The sequence below is a fragment of the Acinetobacter sp. BIGb0196 genome (assembly GCF_011759595.1).
In the GTDB taxonomy this organism is placed as follows: Bacteria; Pseudomonadota; Gammaproteobacteria; order Pseudomonadales; family Moraxellaceae; genus Acinetobacter; species Acinetobacter guillouiae.
This window is the reverse complement of sequence record NZ_JAAOZA010000002.1, coordinates 157,498-177,154: the sequence shown is the minus strand read 5'-3', so window position 1 is coordinate 177,154 and position 19,657 is coordinate 157,498. Positions and strand designations below refer to the sequence as shown.

The window sequence follows — 19,657 nt, the reverse complement described above, 5'->3', positions numbered from 1 at the left end:
CTCGTATATATTTAAGCTTCCACAACTTTTGACTTTTTGCTCGATTTTTTCTTTGCTGGCTTCGCTTGTGGATCTAAGAGGTAAATGATTTCATCATCTTTAGTATCAATATGAATGACTTTTGGTATTTTTTGTTCAGCCAAAGCCACCAATATTTCAGTGGCCAAAGCAGGTAACACTGAGGCATTTAAAATGTTATCAACATTACGTGCGCCACTATCAACTTCAGTACAACGACTTAGAATTAATTCGATTAAATCATCGCTATATGTCACTTTGGTTTCATACTGCTTTTCGAGTCGTGCTGTAATTTTTCCTAGTTTATGCTCAATAATTCTGACTAATAGATCATCATGTAATGGGAAGTAAGGGACAATTCGCATACGGCCTAAGAATGCTGGCTTAAATTGTTTGTATAAGCTTGGTTTGAGTTGTTCAGTCAGCTCTTCAGCACTTGGCCATTCTTCGACAGGTTGATTTAAGCATGCCTGCATGATGGCATTTGAGCCCGTGTTTGACGTCAGTAATATCGTGGTGTTTTTAAAATCAATCACACGACCTTCACCATCTTCGAGCATACCTTTGTCAAAAACTTGGTAGAACAGTTCTTGGACATCGCTGTGTGCTTTTTCAATCTCGTCTAATAACACAACGCTATACGGATTACGTCGAACGGCTTCAGTCAAAACACCGCCTTGACCATACCCGACATATCCTGGAGGCGCGCCTTTAAGTGAAGAAACCGTATGCGCCTCTTGGTATTCAGACATATTGATGGTGATTAAATGTGACTCACCACCATAAAGTTCATTGGCAAGTGCTAAGGCAGTTTCTGTTTTACCCACACCACTTGGACCGACAAGCATGAAAACACCCTGTGGTTTATTTGGGTCTTCTAAACGTGCTTTTGATGTTTTAATACCTTGAACCAACTGATGTAGGGCATAATCTTGTCCCATCACACGTTTTTCAAGTTTTTCTTCCAGACTGAGAATTTGCTTAATTTCATCATTGACCATTTTGCCAACAGGAATACCCGTCCAGTCTGAAATAATTTCATTAATAATTTGGGCATTTACACGTTCAAAGACCAGTGGTTGCTGACCTTGTAGCTCAGATAGCTGCGTACGTGTACTGAGAATCTCATCTTTGTTCGAATCAGCCTGTTCAGCAGTTTCTAATGCTTGGATTTTTTGAATCAGTGCCAATTCAGCTTGCCATTGTTGTTCTGTTTGCTGAATTTCTTGATCAAGCAATTCCAATGATGATATTAACTGAGCTAAACGTTCTTCATGAATTGGCTGATGACGGTGTTCATTTTCAATAATATTGAATTCAAGATTTAAATTATGTTGTTGTGCTTTGAGTTGATCGAGTTTGACCGGTTGTGCATTTTGGGTTAGCGCAACACGAGCCGCAGCGGTGTCAAGCACACTAATGGCTTTATCCGGGAGTTGGCGGCCACTAATATAACGATGTGAAGAATGAACAGCGGTGATAATCGCTTCATCATCAATGCGTAAATTAAAGTGATTGGCCATCACTGGAATCATGGCGCGTAGCATATCGATCGCGACTTCTTCAGTCGGTTCTTCTACTTTGACCACTTGGAAACGACGACTTAAAGCAGCATCTTTTTCAAAATATTGTTTGTATTCAGCCCAAGTTGTTGCTGCAATTGTGCGTAATTCACCGCGAGCAAGTGCAGGTTTTAATAAGTTCGCGGCATCATTTTGCCCAGCTTGACCGCCCGCACCAATCATGGTGTGGGCTTCATCAATAAACAGAATAATCGGATGTGAAGATTGCTGTACTTCTTGAATCACTTGTTTTAAGCGGTTTTCAAACTCACCTTTAACACTTGCACCCGCTTGTAACAGACCCATATCCAAAGAATGTAATTGGACATTTTTTAACGCATCGGGCACTTGGTTCTGTGAAATTTTTAATGCTAGACCTTCTACAACTGCGGTTTTACCCACACCTGGTTCACCCGTTAAAATAGGGTTGTTTTGACGACGACGCATTAAGATATCAAGCATTAAACGGATTTCATATTCACGACCAATGACTGGATCAATCCCACCTTTTTGGGCTTTTTCAGTCAAATTAATGGTGAACTGATCTAATGCAGGTGTCTTTTTGCTTGAAGCAGAATTGTCTGTTGGCTGATTCTTAAGTTCAGCTTCTTGTTCTTGAGCGTTTGTTGGAATATTTTCGGCGCTGTTTACACAAATTTCCAAGAATTTATGCTTCATCGTATCAATTGGAAACAGATCAAATAAACTCGATGCTCGAATTGCAATTTGGTAAAGATCAGATGCTGTTAAAAGTGCAATCAATAAATGACCGCTCCGGATCACTGGGTCTGGTTCAGCCGAAGCAAGTAACCAGGCTTGTTCAAGAAGTCTAACAATTGATTTGGAAAAAATAGGTGTACGGGTATTGCCTTTAGGAAGTTGAGAAATACACTCTAATAAATCCGTTAAAAGTGCATCTTTTGAAATTTTGTATTTATTAAGTAGAAGTTCAAGATCATTGGATTGTTGTTCTAATAATTTGACAAAAAAATGTTCGATTTCGATTTCAAAATTTTGATGGTTTACACATAAGTTGGCGGATTGTTCTAAAGATGTACGTGAAGATGCTGATAACTTTTTAATCAAAACTTTTAGATCTGTCATTTTCTGTCTCTCTCAAAAAACTTTATTTCTAGGCAATTAAATTCTAAATTTTCTAGCCTATAAATTTGGCATTAAAATTAGTATATTGAAATCAAATATTTAATAATTTTTTAAAAATCACTGGAAATATTTTACATAAAAAAAAACTTTTGTGAAGACAGGATATTATGTATATTATGCAACCAATTAAAAAAGTCATTTTTATCAAACGGTTAAAATATTGATACGAAATTTAACTTGACGAGGGTACGTTTTTTTAGTCTTATTTTTAAGTCTTTAACGAAATTGCTTAATTATACATATTTATAAAACATCAAAAGTAAATCTATTGAATAACTGAATCAAGTAAATATTGAGGTTGGATTTTGAAGAATTTTATTCCATATATTTTAGTTCTTGGCGCATCATTGGCGACTACATTTGTCTACGCGGATGATGAAATCAAACTAAAAAGATCCTGTATAAAAGATTACCCAATGGTCGAGGGAGAAACCAATCCTGAGTTGTTGGCGGTCTATTCACAATTGTGTGATAAGAAAAATAAAGACAATAAAAACAAACTGTTGGTTTCAGCGGCAGAGAAGTTTCAGCAAATTGGAAAAAATGATAAAGCCATCCAAATTGTCAATTATTTAGAAATGCAAAACATCCAAAGCAATGAATTAACGGATGTTAAATTCCTTGCAGGAATTGGCTTAGCTTCTGATGCATTGAATAAAATGCGCACGCGTGAAATGAGATATTTGACTGAGGATAAAACCTATCCTGTTGCGAAAAGTTTTACTGACGCAGTTAGACAAGCAATGCCAGCAGCAGTTTTGGTTGAAAAAAATCAGGAAAGTGCCCCAGTTGTAGAGCGTACTCGCCCTCAGAAGGTAAGTCGCCCTCAAAAGAGTCGTACTACACCAACACGCTCAACGCCTGCTGCAAAACCAGCTACAAAGCCTACTGCGACGCCAGCGAAACCGAAGTCTACGTCATCAGCACCAAGACCGAACTTCCCAACATAATTTATTGCCCAAATTAATGGATAACAAAAATGTCAAAACGTGAAAGTGTACAGAAGAAATTACAGCGAATCCGACCACCACGTGTTCAACTGACTTATGATGTTGAAGTTGGTGATGGTAAAGAAATTAAAGAGTTACCTTTTGTTGTAGGTGTTTTAGGTGACTTTTCTGCTGCTTCTGAGTTAGAAAAAACCAAATTAAAAGATAAAAAATTTATTAATGTCGACTTAGAAAACATTGATGAAGTGATGGAGTCGTTGTCTCCACGTGCCGCATATCAAGTTGAAAATACGCTGACTGAAGAGGGTGGGCGTATGTCGGTCGACTTAACCTTTAAATCGATGGAAGATTTCAGACCAGAACAAGTGGTACAACAAGTAGAACCATTGAGAAAATTAGTTGAAGCTCGTGAACGCTTAACGGATTTGAGAAACAAGATTTCAAATAGTGAGCGTTTGGAAGATTTACTTGATGAAGTCTTACAAAATACTGATCAGATTCGTAAATTAAGCGCTGAGGCGGGTCCTGAAAATGAGTAATTTACAAACCAATACTGTGCAAGATGCAGCCGTAGAAGAAGTAAGTTTACTTGATTCTATCGTGGAGCGTAGCCGAATTGCACGTAATGACGAAGAGCATGACCGTGCGAAAAGCTTGATTGGTGAATTGGCCAAAGAAGTGATGGCAGGAACAATCACTGTTTCAGAAAATATGTCTTTATCGATTGATAAGCGTATTGCTGAAATAGATGCGTTGATTTCAAAGCAGCTCAGTAAAATCATGCACAATGAGCAGTTTCAGAAAATTGAATCGACTTGGCGTGGTTTGTATTACTTCTGTCAGGAGTCACCTTCAAATCCATTGATCAAAATTCGTATGTTAAACACAACGAAAAAAGAATTGGTCAAAGATTTCCAAGGTGCGACAGATTTCGATCAAAGTACTTTGTTTAAAAAAGTTTATGAAGAAGAATACGGTTCATTCGGTGGTGCACCTTATGCAACATTGATCGGTGACTTTGAGTTTGACCGTACTCCTTCAGACATGTATCTGTTAGAACAGATTTCACATGTTGCAGCAGCGGCACATGCTCCGTTTATTTCGGCAGCAAGCAGTAATATGTTAGGCCTTGAATCATTTACAGATATTGATCGTCCTCGTGACGTTTCAAAAGTATTTGAAACAGCAGAATATGTACAGTGGCGTTCTTTCCGGGAAAGCGATGACGCTCGTTATGTTGCGTTGACAATGCCACGCGTTTTAGGCCGTTTGCCTTATGATCCAAAAGAAGGTTGGGCGACTGAAGGCTTTAACTTTGTGGAAGAAGTTTCAGGGCAAAACCATGATGAATATTTGTGGATGAATGCAGCTTATGCGTTTGGTACTCGTTTGACCAATGCATTTGACCTCCATGGTTGGTGTGCTGCGATTCGCGGTGTTGAAGGTGGTGGTATGGTCGAAGGCTTACCAGTACATACTTTCAAAACCAATGATGGTGAAGTTGTATTTAAGTGCCCAACTGAAATTGCGATCACTGACCGTCGTGAGAAAGAGTTGAGTGACTTAGGTTTTATTCCACTTGTTCATTGTAAAAATACAGATTACGCAGCATTTTTTGGTGCACAGTCTACGCAAAAACCGAAGAAGTATGACAGTGATACCGCAAATGCGAACTCATCATTATCGAGCCAGATCCAATACATCATGGCAGTTTCTCGAATTGCACATTATTTAAAAGCGATGATGCGAGATAAAGTCGGAAGCTTTGCTTCAGCGGGTAATGTAGAAGCATTTTTAAATGAATGGCTATCACAATACGTATTGCTTGATGATGGTGCTTCACAAGAAGCTAAAGCGCAGTATCCATTGCGTGAAGCTTCTGTAAAAGTTGTAGAGAATCCTGCAGAGCCAGGGCACTACAAGTCTGTGGTCTTCTTAAGACCGCATTTCCAGCTAGATGAGTTGTCGGTTTCTTTGCGACTTGTCACTGAGTTACCTCAGTCCTCGAATTAAAATAGAGCGTGGCTAAATAATAACTTTAAAAAATAAGGGTAATCCAATGAAAGATATATACGTTCAATTCCAAGGTAAGTACAAGGTTGATGGCGAGTCACGTGATTCTGAGCACAAAAATTGGCTAGAAGTTAATTCTTGGTCTCATAATATTCGTCAGCCGAAATCTGCGACTTCTTCAAGCGTTGGTGGTCATACTGCTGAACGTGTAGAACACTCAGATATGCTTTTTGTTAAAGATTTGGATGCAACTAGTCCAAAACTTTGGGAAGCTTGTTCTGCGGGTTATACATTTGATGAAGTTCAAATTGACTTCTACCGTGCAAATGGTGACAAACGTATTAAGTACCTTCAAATCAAACTTAAGCATGTACTTGTTTCAAGTGTAACGCCTACGGTAAATGAAGAAGGTGTTCCAACTGAAGCATTTGGTCTTAAATATGCTGCGGTTGAGTGGACTTATAATCAACAAGATATTAACGGTTCTGCTAAAGGTGCCGTTACTAAGAAATGGTCTCTTTCTAACAATACAGCATCTTACGCTGCTTAATTGTTTGTTGGAACAGATAGGGACTCGGGTCCCTATCTGTTCCATATTATTAGAATATACATTATGAATTTAGATCAACTATACCCATATGGATTTCGATCTACACTATTTGATCGTTTAATTGTTGAAGATGATTATATCAAAGGGCTTTCGATTCATGAGTTAAGAGAGTCTGTTGCTCATGATTTAGAAGACTTATTAAATACACGAATTGCCAAGCTAGATTTGGAAATCGATGATTTCCCTTTAGTAAAAAAGTCTATCGTACAATTTGGCATTATTGATTTTGTTGGGCTTTCCACAGCGAATCCAACCGATCGAGATACCATCTGCCAGTCCATAGAACAATCGATTGCTGCACATGAACCACGCTTAAAACAAATTAAAGTAGAAATGCAGTTAGATGACCAAAATGTTGGTTCGTTATGCCTAAGCATTCAAGCTTATTTAAATATCCACCCACTTTATGAACCTGTAATTTTTGATGCCTTACTTAAGCCAACAACACAGCAATATGTGATTTCTGCCAGATCTTAAAATAAAGTAGGTATGTCGTGATAGAAGAACTTTTACCGTATTATGAAAAGCAATTACAAGAATTTGGACAGCAGTCGCGTGCCTTTGCAGATAAATACCCAAAAATTGCACAACGATTATCTTTAAATCAAGAACAAATTGATGATCCACATATTGAACGCCTGATACAGGCATTTTCTTTAATTGCCGCACGTATTGATAAAAAGTTAGCTGATAGTTACGACATCTTTACACGTTCTTTATTTGAGGTGATGTTTCCTCAATATTTACGCCATTTTCCGGCGTGTTCAGTTGTGAGTTTTGAAGACTTAAACAAGCAAAAACAATTGACAGATGTTCATATTATTCCCAAAGGGACCACTTTAAAATCGAGAAGTTTCAAAGGTGTCCAATGTGAGTTTAATACCAGTGCTGAAGTTAAATTACTGCCGATCCAACTGGAAAGCCTGAGTTTCCAAACCAATCCTAGCGCACATATTCATTTAAACCAAAATGCGACATTAAATTTAAAATTTGAGTTATTAAACCCTGCTAAAAATTGGTTGAAAAATGAAAAGCTCCCCATTTATTTGGATGCGATTTCAAACTTTCCTTTGCAAGTTCTAGATCATATCTTTCATAAAGAGACCAGTTTTAGTCTTCGTATCAATCATAAAGTTGTGGCGATAAAAAATCCGTTTGAAGTGATGGGTTTTGATGAAAATGAAAGTTTATTGCCGGTTGATCAACATACCCATCATGCTTACCGATTATTAATCGAATATTTCTGCTTTCCTGAAAAGTTTAGTTATTTAAATTTGAATTTAGATTTTTTAAAATTATTAAAAGAAGAAAATCTAAGTTTTGAAGTGCAGATCCATTTAAAACTGAATTTAAATGACCAAGCCATTATTCGCAATTATTCAGAATTGAATGTGGCAAATTTTAAGTTATTTACCAGCCCAGTCGTCAATTTGTTTGAGAAACAAGCTGAGCCACAAAAAATCAATCATAAAAACTTAGAATATCCTTTGATGACAGATGCACATCATCCTGAGTTCTATCAAGTGTATTCAATCGTTGAAATGAATTTGATCCGTGAAAAAAGCAACCAAGATCAAGTGGTTTATCCGATTTTACCTTTCTTTGCCATGAGTCATTATCACGGTGATGATATTCAGTTTTTTTATGCATTAAATCCAACCGTTTTACAAAATCAATATGTCGAAACGGGCTATTCGATTATTTCTAAACAATTAGAACCGCACAGTATTAAGTCTGATTTTGTCAGTTGTAAATTGTTATGTTCCAATCGTGAATTACCGCACGAAGCTTTAGGTCAGTCAAACAATGTCTTGAATTTGAATGACAGTACCGTTGCTCGTCGTGCATTGGTGTTAAAAAGACCTACTGCACCGTTCCAATTTGAAAAAAATAAGAATGAACAATGGCGTATTATTTCGCATCTTTCATTAAATACTTTAGCGTTAATGAAGGGTGATGCTGTCAGCCATATTAAAGAATTATTAGAGCTTTATAACCTACCAAAATCTAAAGAAAATCATTTAATTATTGATGCAATTAAAAAAATTGAGTTTGAAATCACCAATAAACTGGTTGAAGCCAAACCCTTTCCAATGTTTGTCCGTGGGGTCAAGGTTTTAATGGATGTGGATGTCCAAGTCTTTAGAGGGCATAGCTTATATATTTTCAGCGAATTGATCAGTCATATCTTTAACTTAAAAGTTCAGATGAACAGTTTTGTTGACGTTTTTGTTCGAGATTTAAATACAAAACAGGAGTTATACCAATGCGTACAGAACGTTGGTGGCAAGAAGCTTCTGTAATTGATGAGCTTTTTAAAACCCCTACAGCTTTTGAATTTATCCAAACCACACGATTATTTAGACATGCGCCCAATACTGCTGTTTTAAAGAATTGGTCTGACGATTTTCTTTTTGAAAGTTCATTAAATTTGAACTTCCCAAAACATGAAATTGAATTACTCGAACAACAAGATGAAAAAATTCATCTTACCAATTTGATTGTCGGTTTAACTGGTATGCAAGGCGCAATGCCGTATACCTATACCAATAAAGTGAAACAAGCACCGCGTAAACAGCGTGTTGAAGTTCAAAAGTTTTTAGGCTTATTTAATCATAAGCTTACAGCTCAATTTGTTGAAGCCAGTTTAAGTTATAACCTGCCTGTACGTTATGAAGTTGAAAAAGAAAATAATTACTTAGAAATCCTGCATGCTTTAAATGGTTATATTCGGACACAGCATCAACAGAGTGATTTAGACGATTATTTTGCTGAATTTTCTGGGCTGATGCAGGGGCAAAACAATACCGCCCATGCACTCAAGACAATGCTGACCTGTGTGTTCAATCAACACGTTGAAGTCAAAGAATATATTACCGAAAAGTTTAAACTCGGCGATGATCAGAAAACCACTTTGGGAGGCAAGCAGCCTTTTTTGTTAGGTGTAAATACTTTTTGTGGAGAAACGATCCGACAAATTGATGGAAAAATTGAGATTCAAATTGGACCATTGAGCCATGCACAGTATTTAGAATTTTTACCCAAGAAAAAATTGAGTAAGAAGTTAAAGAAAATTCTGCAAAGTTGGTGTAGTCCCACCTTACTTGTCGATCTACGTTTAGTCTTGGCAAAAGAGGAAGTCCAGCCTTTACAACTGAGTTCAACAACACAAATCGGTTTGGCACAAGGTGCTTTTGTGATGCCAAAAACTCAAAGTGACAATGATGAAACCTGTTATGCACTGATTGGAGTGTCATAAGTGATCAAAATAATTTTAGGAACTTTAGTCAGCACAATATTACTGGTTTCGGTAATCGTGGTGTTTTATTGGCGTGATATCAAATATGACCCAAATGGGCAAGATTTTCTGATTTTCTTTGGGGTGATTCCAGCGGCGATTACTTTGTTAATTCTAAGCCCAATGTTGATCAAAAAGATTTATCAAAGCCGCCAAGAGAAGAAAGAACAACAAAGAATTGAGGCAGAACAACGTTCAGAACAACAACAAACCACTGAAGCTAAAGTTGAAGAAAAAATTGAATGGGTAGACTTGAAAGTTTATTCAGCGACAAGTTTAAGTGCCTTAGGCGAAAATGAAGCACAGCTTGATCAGCTTCAAGATGTGGCAAGTCCTGAACTTGATTCGCAATTGGTCAATGGTTATGGCTTACCGATTCTTTCATTCCGTGTTCAAGAGATTGAAGAACCGTTAGAGGATGAGGCATCTAGTCTTTCCAGTCGTCAAAAGCGTATAAGTGCATTAATTCAGCAGCAATTAGAACAGAATACTGAAACTTTATATCAAATTGCAGAGCACCTAAAAAACTCAGCACTCTTTTATGATGCGAAACTTGCACATGAATATCGTATGCATCCTGCTTGGATTGACCCTCATCGTGACTATGAGGATGAGCCGATAGAACAACAGGTTGCAGAAGCAGTACCTCGACTTAATCGTTTGAATATTCATATTATTTTGCCAGAAAATTTATTCCATAGCTGGGATGAAAGTTCAGTTTCAGAATTGGTTCATCATTATCTTACTGAACTGGGCATTCTCGATCAGCAATTTGGCACTGAATATCATTATTGGGGTGAAACAACTGCGTATAAAGACTGGATTAAGTTGCTGAAAAGAACCCAACTTCTGGATTCTGAGGCATCACTGTTTATTGCAGTAGATTCAGAAATTGATCAAGAAACCATAGATGATCGGACGTGGATGACTGAAAAATATATTCCATCTGAGTATATCAGTACCTGTTGTATGACAAATACTCAGGTCGAATTGCAAAATTTACAAGCAATAAAGTATATTCGAATTGCTTTAAATTCTGATCAGGCATCTAAAACATTAAAAGAGTTGAATTTAGACCAAGCAGAACAGTTTGATCAAGAACAGCGCTTTGTCTTGGTCTTAGACGACCCAGCAGAGATCAAGCTGTTAAAGAAACTTGAACAAAACTTTGCCGAAACAGCGATTGAAGCGCATCATTATCTTTACAGTAAAAATAGCCTAGGCCATACCCAACCCTTAGCCAAAGTTTTTGGTTTTATGTTGAGTTTGCACTTTAAAGATGAGTTGTACGGTTATGTTTATAGTGCTGAACATCAGCAAACCCAAGTGCTTGTTGGGACTGAGTTTGCATAGAACTTACAGATAAATTTAGAAAGAAATAGAGAAAATGATACAAACAATTTTAAGCTATGCATGGCAGTACATCACAAATCCGAAACTGGTGATTGCGCTTTCGATTCTGGTTGCGCTCGTTTCTTCATATAGTGTAGTGCCGCGTCAGTACTTCTTTATGATGGTTGCAGCTTACATTCTTGGATTGGTGATTTACGGCATCTACTGGTTGATCCAGCGCCGTAAACATGCAGAACAAGGTGAAGCATTGGCTGAAGCGATTCAACAAGACACCACTGCTGAATATGGAAAACAAAAAGATAAAGAAGAATTAAATCTGATCAATCAGCAGATGAAAGATTCGATCCAATTGATTCGTAAGTCTAAATTGGGTGATAAAAGTGGTAACGCAGCACTCTATGAGTTGCCTTGGTATATGGTGATTGGTAACCCTGCTGCGGGAAAAAGCTCGGCAATTTACCATTCTGGACTAAAATTTCCCTTTGAAGAGACCCATCAAAAAGTGGTGTCTTCAGGACTCAGTGGTACCCGAAACTGCGATTGGTTTTTCTCAACAGAAGGGGTATTGCTGGATACAGCTGGTCGATACTCTGTGTATTCTGAAGACCATTCAGAATGGTTAGGCTTTTTAAATATTCTGAAAAAGAACCGCTCTAAAGCGCCGATCAATGGCTTAATTGTGATTGTTAGTGTGGCTGAGTTGGTCAGTCAAAGCCCTGAAAAATCGATCAAATTGGCGAAAAGTTTAAGAGCGCGTATTCAAGACTTAACTGAACGTTTAGAAATTTTTGCACCTGTTTATTTGGTCTTTTCTAAAATGGATTTGATTGCAGGATTCACTGAATTTTTTGAATGTTATGAATCCGCTGAGTTTGATCAAGTGTGGGGTGCGACTTTACCTTATGACTCTGAATCATCACAGAATGCTGTAGAACATTTCGAGAAGCACTACAATATTTTATATGATGGATTAAAAGGGGTCAGTACCACCCATTTAAGTCGCCGTCATGCGCAAAATATTTCACCAAGTGTGATGACTTTCCCACTTGAATTTAAGACTTTAAAACCTGTATTAAAAACGTTTATTGGTACTTTATTTGAAGAAAACCCGTATCAATTTAAACCAGTCTTCCGTGGCTTTTACTTTACCAGTGCTTTACAAGAGGGTGTGATAGAAAGCCCGATGACGGAACAAATTGTTGATGATTTTCAGCTGACTAAAATCCCCAATAGCGAACATGGTATTCCACAAAATTCAATTTCTCAGAATCATGGCTATTTCTTAAAAGGGCTATTCTCAGAAGTCATTCTCAAAGATAAAAACTTAGTTAAACAACATATTAACCCGACCACAAAACGTAAACGTTATTTGGCGTTTATTGCATCATTATTGGGTGTTTCCATCATTTTAGGTCTATGGGTATGGTCTTATCGTAATAACCAACAGTTGATTGCAGATGTTCAGGCCGATTTAAATAAAGTTGTGCAAATGGAGCAAACTTCGGGTCAAGAGCTCTCTACCCAAATCGATGCTTTACTGATTTTGCAACAACGTTTAGAGCAATTAGATGATTTTGATCAGCATCGCCCATTGAAGTTTTCGTTTGGTCTATATCAAGGCAATGACTTAAAAGAAAAATTAAAAGCTGAATATTTAAAAGGTGTGAAACAGATTGTTTTAGCGCCGAGTCAGCAAAACATTGCACAATATTTACAACGTGTAAAAGGCAATGAGCAGACGCTTAAGCAAAATCATGTCAATGTAGAAATTAAACAAGCGTCTTCGACACAGATTGCATCAGAACCTTCTGATACCAATCCACAAGATGCCTACAATGCGTTAAAAGCCTATTTGATGATGAGCAATCCACAATATATGGATGCGAGTCATTTAAGTGACCAAGTCACTCGCTTTTGGCGTTCATGGTTAGACACCAATCGTGGGCAAATGCCACGTGGCGAAATGATTCAAAAAGCTGAAAAAATATTGAGCTATTCAATGACTTTAGCCAATGATAAAAAGTTTCCAGTGTTAGAGTCTGATGCGCAATTGGTCGATCAAACCCGTCAAGTGTTGCTCTCTGTTGTACGTGGAATGCCAGCACGTGATCGCGTTTATAATGAAATTAAAATGCGCGCGGCTGTTCGATTCCCTGCGGTGACGGTGGCGCAAATTGTCGGTGAAACCAATCGTAATGTCATGCTCGGTGGTTATGCATTGCCTGGTATATTTACCCAAAAAGCATGGGATGAATATGTCGATAAAGCTATTGAAGAAGCTGCGAATAAGCCAACAGATACCAAAGATTGGGTGTTGAATAGTACCCAGTCAGATGATTTAACTTTTAGTGGTAGTCCTGACCAAATTCGTAAACAGTTAACCCAGTTGTATAAGCAAGAATATATTGCTGAATGGAAGAAGTTTATTAATGCTACCCATTATGCAAAAGGTGCTGATTTTGTTCAGCAAGCCAAGGTCATGGATGTGTTGGGTGAGCCACAAAACTCTCCAATCCGTACCTATATTGACCGTGTTGCAAAAGAAACCAGTTGGGATAATCCAGTCGTTCAAGCTGAACTGGCTGCACCACAAACTGGCTTTATTGCTTGGTTTAAGCGTAAAGTTTTAGGTCAAGGTAAAACGGATGATATCCAACGTGCATCGAATCAAGCACAAGGGCAGATTTCTCAACAATTCCAAGTATTCTACCAATTGGTCCGTAAACGTGATGATTTACAGAACAAATCACTGCTGGATGATTATTTACAGAATATGGCGCAAGTCAGAAGTAAGCTGAATGATCTACGCAGTGCAGGTGACTTTGGTCCAAGTGCTTTGGCCTTAGCGAAACTGACCATTAATGATCAAAGTTCAGTTTTCAACACCACTCAAAAAGTCGTCGATGAAAAATTGACGGTTGGTTTGGGTGAGTTGGATCAGCAAATGGTTCAAAAATTGTTGGTGAGTCCATTAACTCAATCTTTTGACAGTTTGTTGACCCCAGCACAGGACGAAATTAATAAACTTTGGACCTTGCAGGCTTTCCAACCATTTAGCCAAACACTTTCGCAAAAAGTTCCATTTAACTCTTCTGGAACCATTCAAGCGACCAGTAGTGAAATTAGCCAAATTTTTGGTGATAACGGCAGCATTTCTAAATTTGTAAAAGAAACCCTTGATCCATTCGTTATTCGTCGTGGTTATACGTTGTCATCGAAGACATGGAAAAACATGGGTATTGGTTTAAATCCTGAATTCGTCATGAATTTTGAGCAATATACTACCCCAATTAATGGTGCTTCTGCGGGAGCAGCAGGTGGTGCTCCAGTTGCAGCCAATCAGTCAAATTTCCAATTCTATCCAATCCCTAACAATAAATTATTGTCCTATACCATTGATATTGATGGGCAGCGCTTGGTTTATGAAAATGGCATCCAACAATGGGTTAACTTCATGTGGCCAAATCCTGGTGCAATACCGGGAGCACGTATTACTGCAATCGATTTAGATGGGCAAACCCATACCATATTTGATGAGCCGGGTGAATACGGGATCAATAAATTAATTGATAGCGCACAACGTAAGTCATTGAATGGAAGCTTTGAAATGACATGGGCAAGCAAACAAAACAGTGATTTGTTTGTGAAACTTCAATTCCGTTTAATTAGTGGTAATGCTTCAAATCCAATTGGTTCTAATCGTGGCTATGTTGGATTAAAACTGGTTGATCGAGTCACAAGTCCTAAAGCACCATTGGTTGTTGCAGCACAGGCAGCGCCTGTTACCGTAAGTGCAAACTCACCAGCAGCTTCACCATTTGGCGGTGCGACTGCACCGACAGCAGCTGCACCTAAGCCTCAGACAACCGCACCAGCAAGCCCAACTGCGGCACCTGCTGGCAATGCGGCAAATGCTGCCGGAAAAGGAGTGGCTCAATGATTCAAGGGAACGATTTGACGCGAGGGATTAAAGTATGCAAACGATAAAGTCTACACCGTTGTATTATGGAAAATGTCCCGCACGTGGTGATTTTCTGAAAACAAAAGGGCAATATTCATTGATTCAAGTGATTGATCAATGGATTACGGAAGCTTTAGAGCTTGCAATGCGAGAAGAAAATTTTAATCAAGCTTATGAATCATTAGCACCTTTAGACTTCTTTATCGCAAACCCTAAGGAAAGAATGTTTCTTGCGGCAAATATGGTGACCAGTGAAGACAGTTCTGGTCGTCAATTTCCAATGGTTTTAAGCCAGTTATTAGAAGTTGATCACCCCTTTCAAAACTTACTCTATGCGCCGTTTAAATATAAACCGGTATTGATTGATTTATTTCAAAAAAATCGAAGCATCCGAACCATTCGTGATCCTGAAGTATTGATCAATAAGCTGGGTGAAATTGATCGTGAAATACAGGTTCTACCTGAATTAAAAACGCAGGACTTTTTTGAAAATCATACCATGCATTCATTTGCACAAATGATGAAGATCACGCCTTATGAATTGGCACAAAGTATGTTGGGTTTGGGCTTATTACTACAGCCGGTGCTTAAACACGGTACCAGTAAGTTATCTAAGGTGCTTATTTTACCGATTAATAATCATAATTATTGCTATGAAATTGCTGCCTTTTGGGTCAACTTAATCGGACGCTTTTTAGAAAAAAGTAATACAGAGATCTTGATTGGTATTCTTCACCAGGAGTCTCCAATTTTATTATTTGGATTCCAAGGGGCAGATATCACGGCTTTGAGTAATATTTTCACTCAAAATATGCAAAATGATCATTGGGTGTCTTTGGTCAAACCGTTATGGATTGATGCCTATTTGGAACAGAATGCAGGTCTAGCAGCACTAGAACAGTCTTTATGTGAACGTCAATTGAGTCTGGTTCAAGGCATGAAAATTTTTAGACAAACATTTATAGATGAATAATGATATGAAAAATAAACAAGTCAAAATATTGAAAAAATTTGCGCTTATTTCTAGCTTATTTTGTTCATTCAATGTGTTTGCTGCCCCGATTGTGGTTGAAGGTGCTGTGCCGAATGACATGACCAAACAAGCAATCTTGGCGAAGTTAAAAGCGGTTTATGGTGATGATCAAGTTGTTGATAAAATCCAAATTCGAGCCGTATCCGCACCGAATGGCTGGAGTGATTCGGTTACACGTGTGATTACCCCAGATTTAAAGAAGATTAGCCAAGGTAAGCTCTCTGTACGAGGCACGCAAGTTGAATTGGTTGGGAAAATGGGTGTGCAAACTGATATTCAGCCAACCACCAGTTTATTCCAATCCTTAGTTCAGTCACCTTATCGATTTAATTCTCAAATTTCAGTGAATGCTGCTGAGCAATCTGTGATTGATAATGCCCTAAAAAATCGAATTATTGAGTTTGAATCTGGCAAAGCTGTACTTACCACAACAGGTACACAAATCTTAGACGAGATGGTGGTTGCATTAAATAAAGTCCAAGGTAAAAATGTTAAAATTGTGGGGCATACTGACAGCCAAGGTAATCCACAGAAGAATCAGGATTTGAGTTTGCAACGTGCTGAAGCGGTGAAGCAATACTTAACTACGAAAGGCATTGCACCGACTCGTTTAAGCACAGCTGGTCTGGGTTCAACCAAACCTGTTGCTGATAATGCAACTGAAGATGGGCGTAAAAAGAACCGCCGTATTGAGTTCGATGTTTTATAAATTTTTATTCAATAACAAAACAATAAAAGGTAGGCACTATGGCACTTCCATATATCACGTTAGGGTCACCCACGACAGGTGGTGGAAAAATTATTTCTGCTCAGTCTTCTTTTCTGATTGATGGTAAAGCGATTGCGTGTGTAGGGGATAAGGCGACTTGTCCCAAGCATAAATGTGTCGCCAGCATTGTTGCAGGTGATAATCATATGTTGGTGATGGGAAAGCCCGCTGCTCAGCATAATTCACCTTTATCTTGCGGATGTAAATGTATTGGTGATCAGTCATTAACAGTTGGGCAAAATTAAAAAGTCCAAGTTATAAAAAAAAGCCCCATCATCCTGACGGGGCTTTTTCGTATTGGTTCGCTAGGTAAACTCCTGTTCTACCTCACTTCCTGATGTACAGACCGATTATTATTGTTTTATGTCTGGGAAACTTCCTGTTCCCTATGACGATAGAATAGGGGATTTGCTTCAACTTCCCTAGCCGTCAATGCATGCAAGTGATGTAAGCTAAAGCGTACAATGTGATTTTAGACATTGGAATATTGGATGAGTTTGTTTACCACAGACTTGACTGCTTTATTATCAAACTCATTTCCCTCAAAGGTTTCACTCTTACCACGTTGTCCAATATCTCGCAGTTCAATGACTGCATTAGAGTCAATCATGCCAATAAAAGCACAGACTTGTTTGATTTGATCAATTGAACGTGAACCGTTGGTACCGCCATAGCTGACAAAAGCCGAAGGTTTACTCTGCCATTCTTTATAAACGAAGTCGATGGCATTTTTCAGTACAGGACTATAGCCGTGATTGTATTCTGGTGTAATGAAAATAAACGCATCTCCAGAAGCAACTTTTTTCGCCCATTCTTGCTGTTTAGGCTGATCATAGATTCCTGAGGCGGGTGAGTTTTTTCCGGCAAAGAAAGGTAAATCCCATTCTTTTAAATCTACAATTTCAACATTGAGGGTACTGAAGTCGAGTTTTTGGATTTCTTTAAGTAACCATTCTGCGACTTTAATGGCAACACGACCTTCTCGAATACTGCCCACGATGATTTGGATATTCATTTATTTTCATCTCTATTTTTCTATTAAAACATTATGCGCAATCAAGGTCATAGGTACAGTAGTGATTTGTATATGATTTTAAAATTTTGAGTTAACAATAAGATTGATCAGGATTTGAATTTCCATTCTAATAAGGAAAATTTTAATTTTGAATAGATATGAAAGACGACATTGCACTGATTATGGCTTTACCCAATGAATCTAAAGGGTTATTTGAACAAGCAGGTATCACTGTCCACTATAGCGGGATTGGCAAGATTAATGCAGCCTATACGGCATTCGATGTTATTCAAAAAACCGGCTGTAAAACCATACTGAATTTAGGTAGTGCAGGAAGTTCTTTCTTTGATGCCCATGAGTTGATTGAGGTAAAAACCTTTGTGCAACGTGATATGGATGTTTCCCCACTCGGTTTTGATGTGGGCGTTACGCCAATGGATGAGCATTTTCCACGCGAAATTCATTTAGAATCGTATTTTCCACATTTAGCGCAGGGTGTTTGTGGTACAGGGGATAGTTTTGAAACAGGACAACCCAAAGTGAGCTGTAACTTGGTCGATATGGAAGGCTATGCACTGGCTAAAGTCTGTAAAAAATTAGATGTGCGTTTAGTTTCGATTAAATACATTACAGATGGTGCAAATGACACCGCACATTTAGATTGGGAAGATAATTTATTATTGGGTGCACAAAAGTTGTTAAAACTATATCAGTCTATTTATTAAAGACTTAGTTTGTTTGAGTATTATATAAAGTTTAAAATTGAGTCTTGGCGACCATAGAACTCTATGGCCGTTTGCCAAAATAACCAATAAGTATATTGGATGATTAATTGCGCGGTAACACACCATATAAAGTCATATGGATTGTATGTTCAATTGCGCGTTGACACATACTTTTATTACGCAAAGTTTTACCAGTCACCATTTCAATTTGAGTACTAAAGTCTGCATAATTTTGAGTCAATGCCCAAATATTAATAATCAGCAATTCAGCATCGATTTGATCTGATATTTTACCTTGCGCCTGCCAGTTTAAAATCACTTTAGCTTTGCGTTTAAAGAGCTTTTTAAGTGGGCCTTTGAGGATCGGTAAAATATGTGGTGCGCCTTGAATCACTTCTAACGCGAAAAGTTTTGAAGCTTTAGGCTGAGTTCTAGAGATTTCAATTTTGGTCATGATGTAATGTGACAAAGCTTCTGTCGGTTCCAATTCTGACTCAAGCGACTGCAACGGTGCTAACCATTTCTGCATAACTGTCGTTAGCACTTCAACATATAAGGCTTCTTTATTTTCATAGTAGTAGAAAATATTGGATTTATGCATATCTGCTAATTGAGCGATTTCATCTAGACTTGCGCCGTTGAAACCATAGACAGAAAATACGTCAAGTGCAGCATTGAGCAGCTGCTGGCGTTTTTGAGCACTCTTTTTTTGTTCCATCGCATCTTTAATCGAAAAACTGATTATTAAATTGTACGGTAAAATGTTTGATTTGTGCACAGAAAGCAGCATTATTTTGGTATATTTCTGATAAATAATGATGAAGTTTTATTATTAAGTCGATCGTAGATCCCTATTATCTAATTTTGCACTAAACTGGAGCAAATCTTATTTTAAAATTCTGTCAGTTATGACTTAATATTTAAATTTTGTGACATTTTTTAGTATAAGGTTAATTTTTGAGTTAATTTAAAAATTAGATAATCTTAAATAGCATGATTTAATTTTCATTTAAGAAAACTGACTTGCTTTAAAATATCCAGCTCATTTTTAATCAATAGAAACAGTTGAAAACTTAAACATATTTGTGACAGCGAACATTTTCTATCCGATCAAAACGACAAAATATTCGATTTAATTATTCAAGATCAGCAACATGGTTCCGCAAGGTAAATATACAAAGACAAA

General features: G+C 37.8%; 15 protein-coding genes and 2 pseudogenes. 14 read left to right on the top strand and 3 right to left on the bottom strand.

The window, feature by feature from the left end; translation table 11 throughout:
- Positions 1-11: 11 nt before the first annotated feature.
- Positions 12-2,684, bottom strand: a complete 2,673-nt coding sequence (tssH, locus tag FHR28_RS13560) for a type VI secretion system ATPase TssH (protein WP_166782876.1) — start codon at positions 2,682-2,684, stop codon at positions 12-14.
- A gap of 365 nt (positions 2,685-3,049) precedes the next feature.
- Here tssH and FHR28_RS13555 point away from each other — a divergent pair, with 365 nt between their 5' ends.
- From FHR28_RS13555 to FHR28_RS13500, 13 genes and pseudogenes are all read left to right on the top strand, one after another.
- On the top strand, positions 3,050-3,694 hold the full coding sequence (locus tag FHR28_RS13555) for a hypothetical protein (protein WP_166782875.1): 645 nt from the start codon (positions 3,050-3,052) through the stop codon (positions 3,692-3,694).
- Between the two features lie 29 nt (positions 3,695-3,723).
- Positions 3,724-4,233 (top strand): type VI secretion system contractile sheath small subunit, encoded by a 510-nt coding sequence (gene tssB, locus FHR28_RS13550; protein WP_004723560.1) that lies wholly within the window; start codon positions 3,724-3,726, stop codon positions 4,231-4,233.
- Positions 4,226-5,707 carry a type VI secretion system contractile sheath large subunit gene (gene tssC / locus FHR28_RS13545; RefSeq protein WP_004823591.1) on the top strand — a complete coding sequence of 494 codons (1,482 nt, stop codon included), beginning with the start codon at positions 4,226-4,228 and terminating at the stop codon, positions 5,705-5,707. The genes tssB and tssC overlap by 8 nt, the downstream gene beginning before the upstream one ends.
- A gap of 46 nt (positions 5,708-5,753) precedes the next feature.
- Positions 5,754-6,257 (top strand): Hcp family type VI secretion system effector, encoded by a 504-nt coding sequence (locus FHR28_RS13540; protein WP_004723558.1) that lies wholly within the window; start codon positions 5,754-5,756, stop codon positions 6,255-6,257.
- Positions 6,258-6,320: 63 nt separating this feature from the next.
- Positions 6,321-6,794 carry a type VI secretion system baseplate subunit TssE gene (gene tssE, locus FHR28_RS13535; RefSeq protein WP_004723556.1) on the top strand — a complete coding sequence of 158 codons (474 nt, stop codon included), beginning with the start codon at positions 6,321-6,323 and terminating at the stop codon, positions 6,792-6,794.
- 17 nt (positions 6,795-6,811) lie between these two features.
- A complete protein-coding gene (gene tssF, locus FHR28_RS13530; RefSeq protein WP_004823592.1) occupies positions 6,812-8,620 on the top strand; it encodes a type VI secretion system baseplate subunit TssF in 1,809 nt (602 codons plus the stop codon).
- Entirely contained in the window at positions 8,584-9,576 is a 993-nt protein-coding gene (gene tssG / locus FHR28_RS13525) for a type VI secretion system baseplate subunit TssG (RefSeq protein WP_034617199.1), read from the top strand. The genes tssF and tssG overlap by 37 nt, the downstream gene beginning before the upstream one ends.
- Entirely contained in the window at positions 9,577-10,968 is a 1,392-nt protein-coding gene (locus tag FHR28_RS13520; RefSeq protein WP_166782874.1) for a hypothetical protein, read from the top strand.
- A gap of 37 nt (positions 10,969-11,005) precedes the next feature.
- On the top strand, positions 11,006-14,908 hold the full coding sequence (gene tssM, locus FHR28_RS13515; RefSeq protein WP_259192033.1) for a type VI secretion system membrane subunit TssM: 3,903 nt from the start codon (positions 11,006-11,008) through the stop codon (positions 14,906-14,908).
- Positions 14,909-14,942: 34 nt separating this feature from the next.
- Positions 14,943-15,339 (top strand): annotated as a pseudogene (tagF, locus tag FHR28_RS22145) (type VI secretion system-associated protein TagF); the annotation flags it as partial.
- 71 nt (positions 15,340-15,410) lie between these two features.
- Positions 15,411-15,902: pseudogene (locus FHR28_RS22140) on the top strand (type VI secretion system-associated protein TagF); the annotation flags it as partial.
- Positions 15,903-15,906: 4 nt separating this feature from the next.
- The gene (locus tag FHR28_RS13505; protein WP_374759608.1) at positions 15,907-16,671 is read left to right on the top strand and encodes an OmpA family protein; all 765 of its coding nucleotides are present in this window, start codon (positions 15,907-15,909) and stop codon (positions 16,669-16,671) included.
- Positions 16,672-16,709: 38 nt separating this feature from the next.
- Positions 16,710-16,976, top strand: coding sequence for a PAAR domain-containing protein (locus FHR28_RS13500; RefSeq protein ID WP_004723549.1), 267 nt, complete (start codon positions 16,710-16,712; stop codon positions 16,974-16,976).
- Between the two features lie 227 nt (positions 16,977-17,203).
- On the opposite strand, the gene FHR28_RS13495 is transcribed toward FHR28_RS13500, so the two are convergent.
- The gene (locus FHR28_RS13495) at positions 17,204-17,746 is read right to left on the bottom strand and encodes an NADPH-dependent FMN reductase (protein WP_166782871.1); all 543 of its coding nucleotides are present in this window, start codon (positions 17,744-17,746) and stop codon (positions 17,204-17,206) included.
- Between the two features lie 158 nt (positions 17,747-17,904).
- Between FHR28_RS13495 and FHR28_RS13490 the strand changes: the two genes are divergently transcribed.
- A complete protein-coding gene (locus FHR28_RS13490) occupies positions 17,905-18,471 on the top strand; it encodes a 5'-methylthioadenosine/S-adenosylhomocysteine nucleosidase (RefSeq protein ID WP_166782870.1) in 567 nt (188 codons plus the stop codon).
- A gap of 103 nt (positions 18,472-18,574) precedes the next feature.
- Here FHR28_RS13490 and FHR28_RS13485 read toward each other — a convergent pair whose 3' ends face one another.
- On the bottom strand, positions 18,575-19,189 hold the full coding sequence (locus FHR28_RS13485; RefSeq protein ID WP_016539535.1) for a TetR/AcrR family transcriptional regulator: 615 nt from the start codon (positions 19,187-19,189) through the stop codon (positions 18,575-18,577).
- Positions 19,190-19,657: the final 468 nt, after the last annotated feature.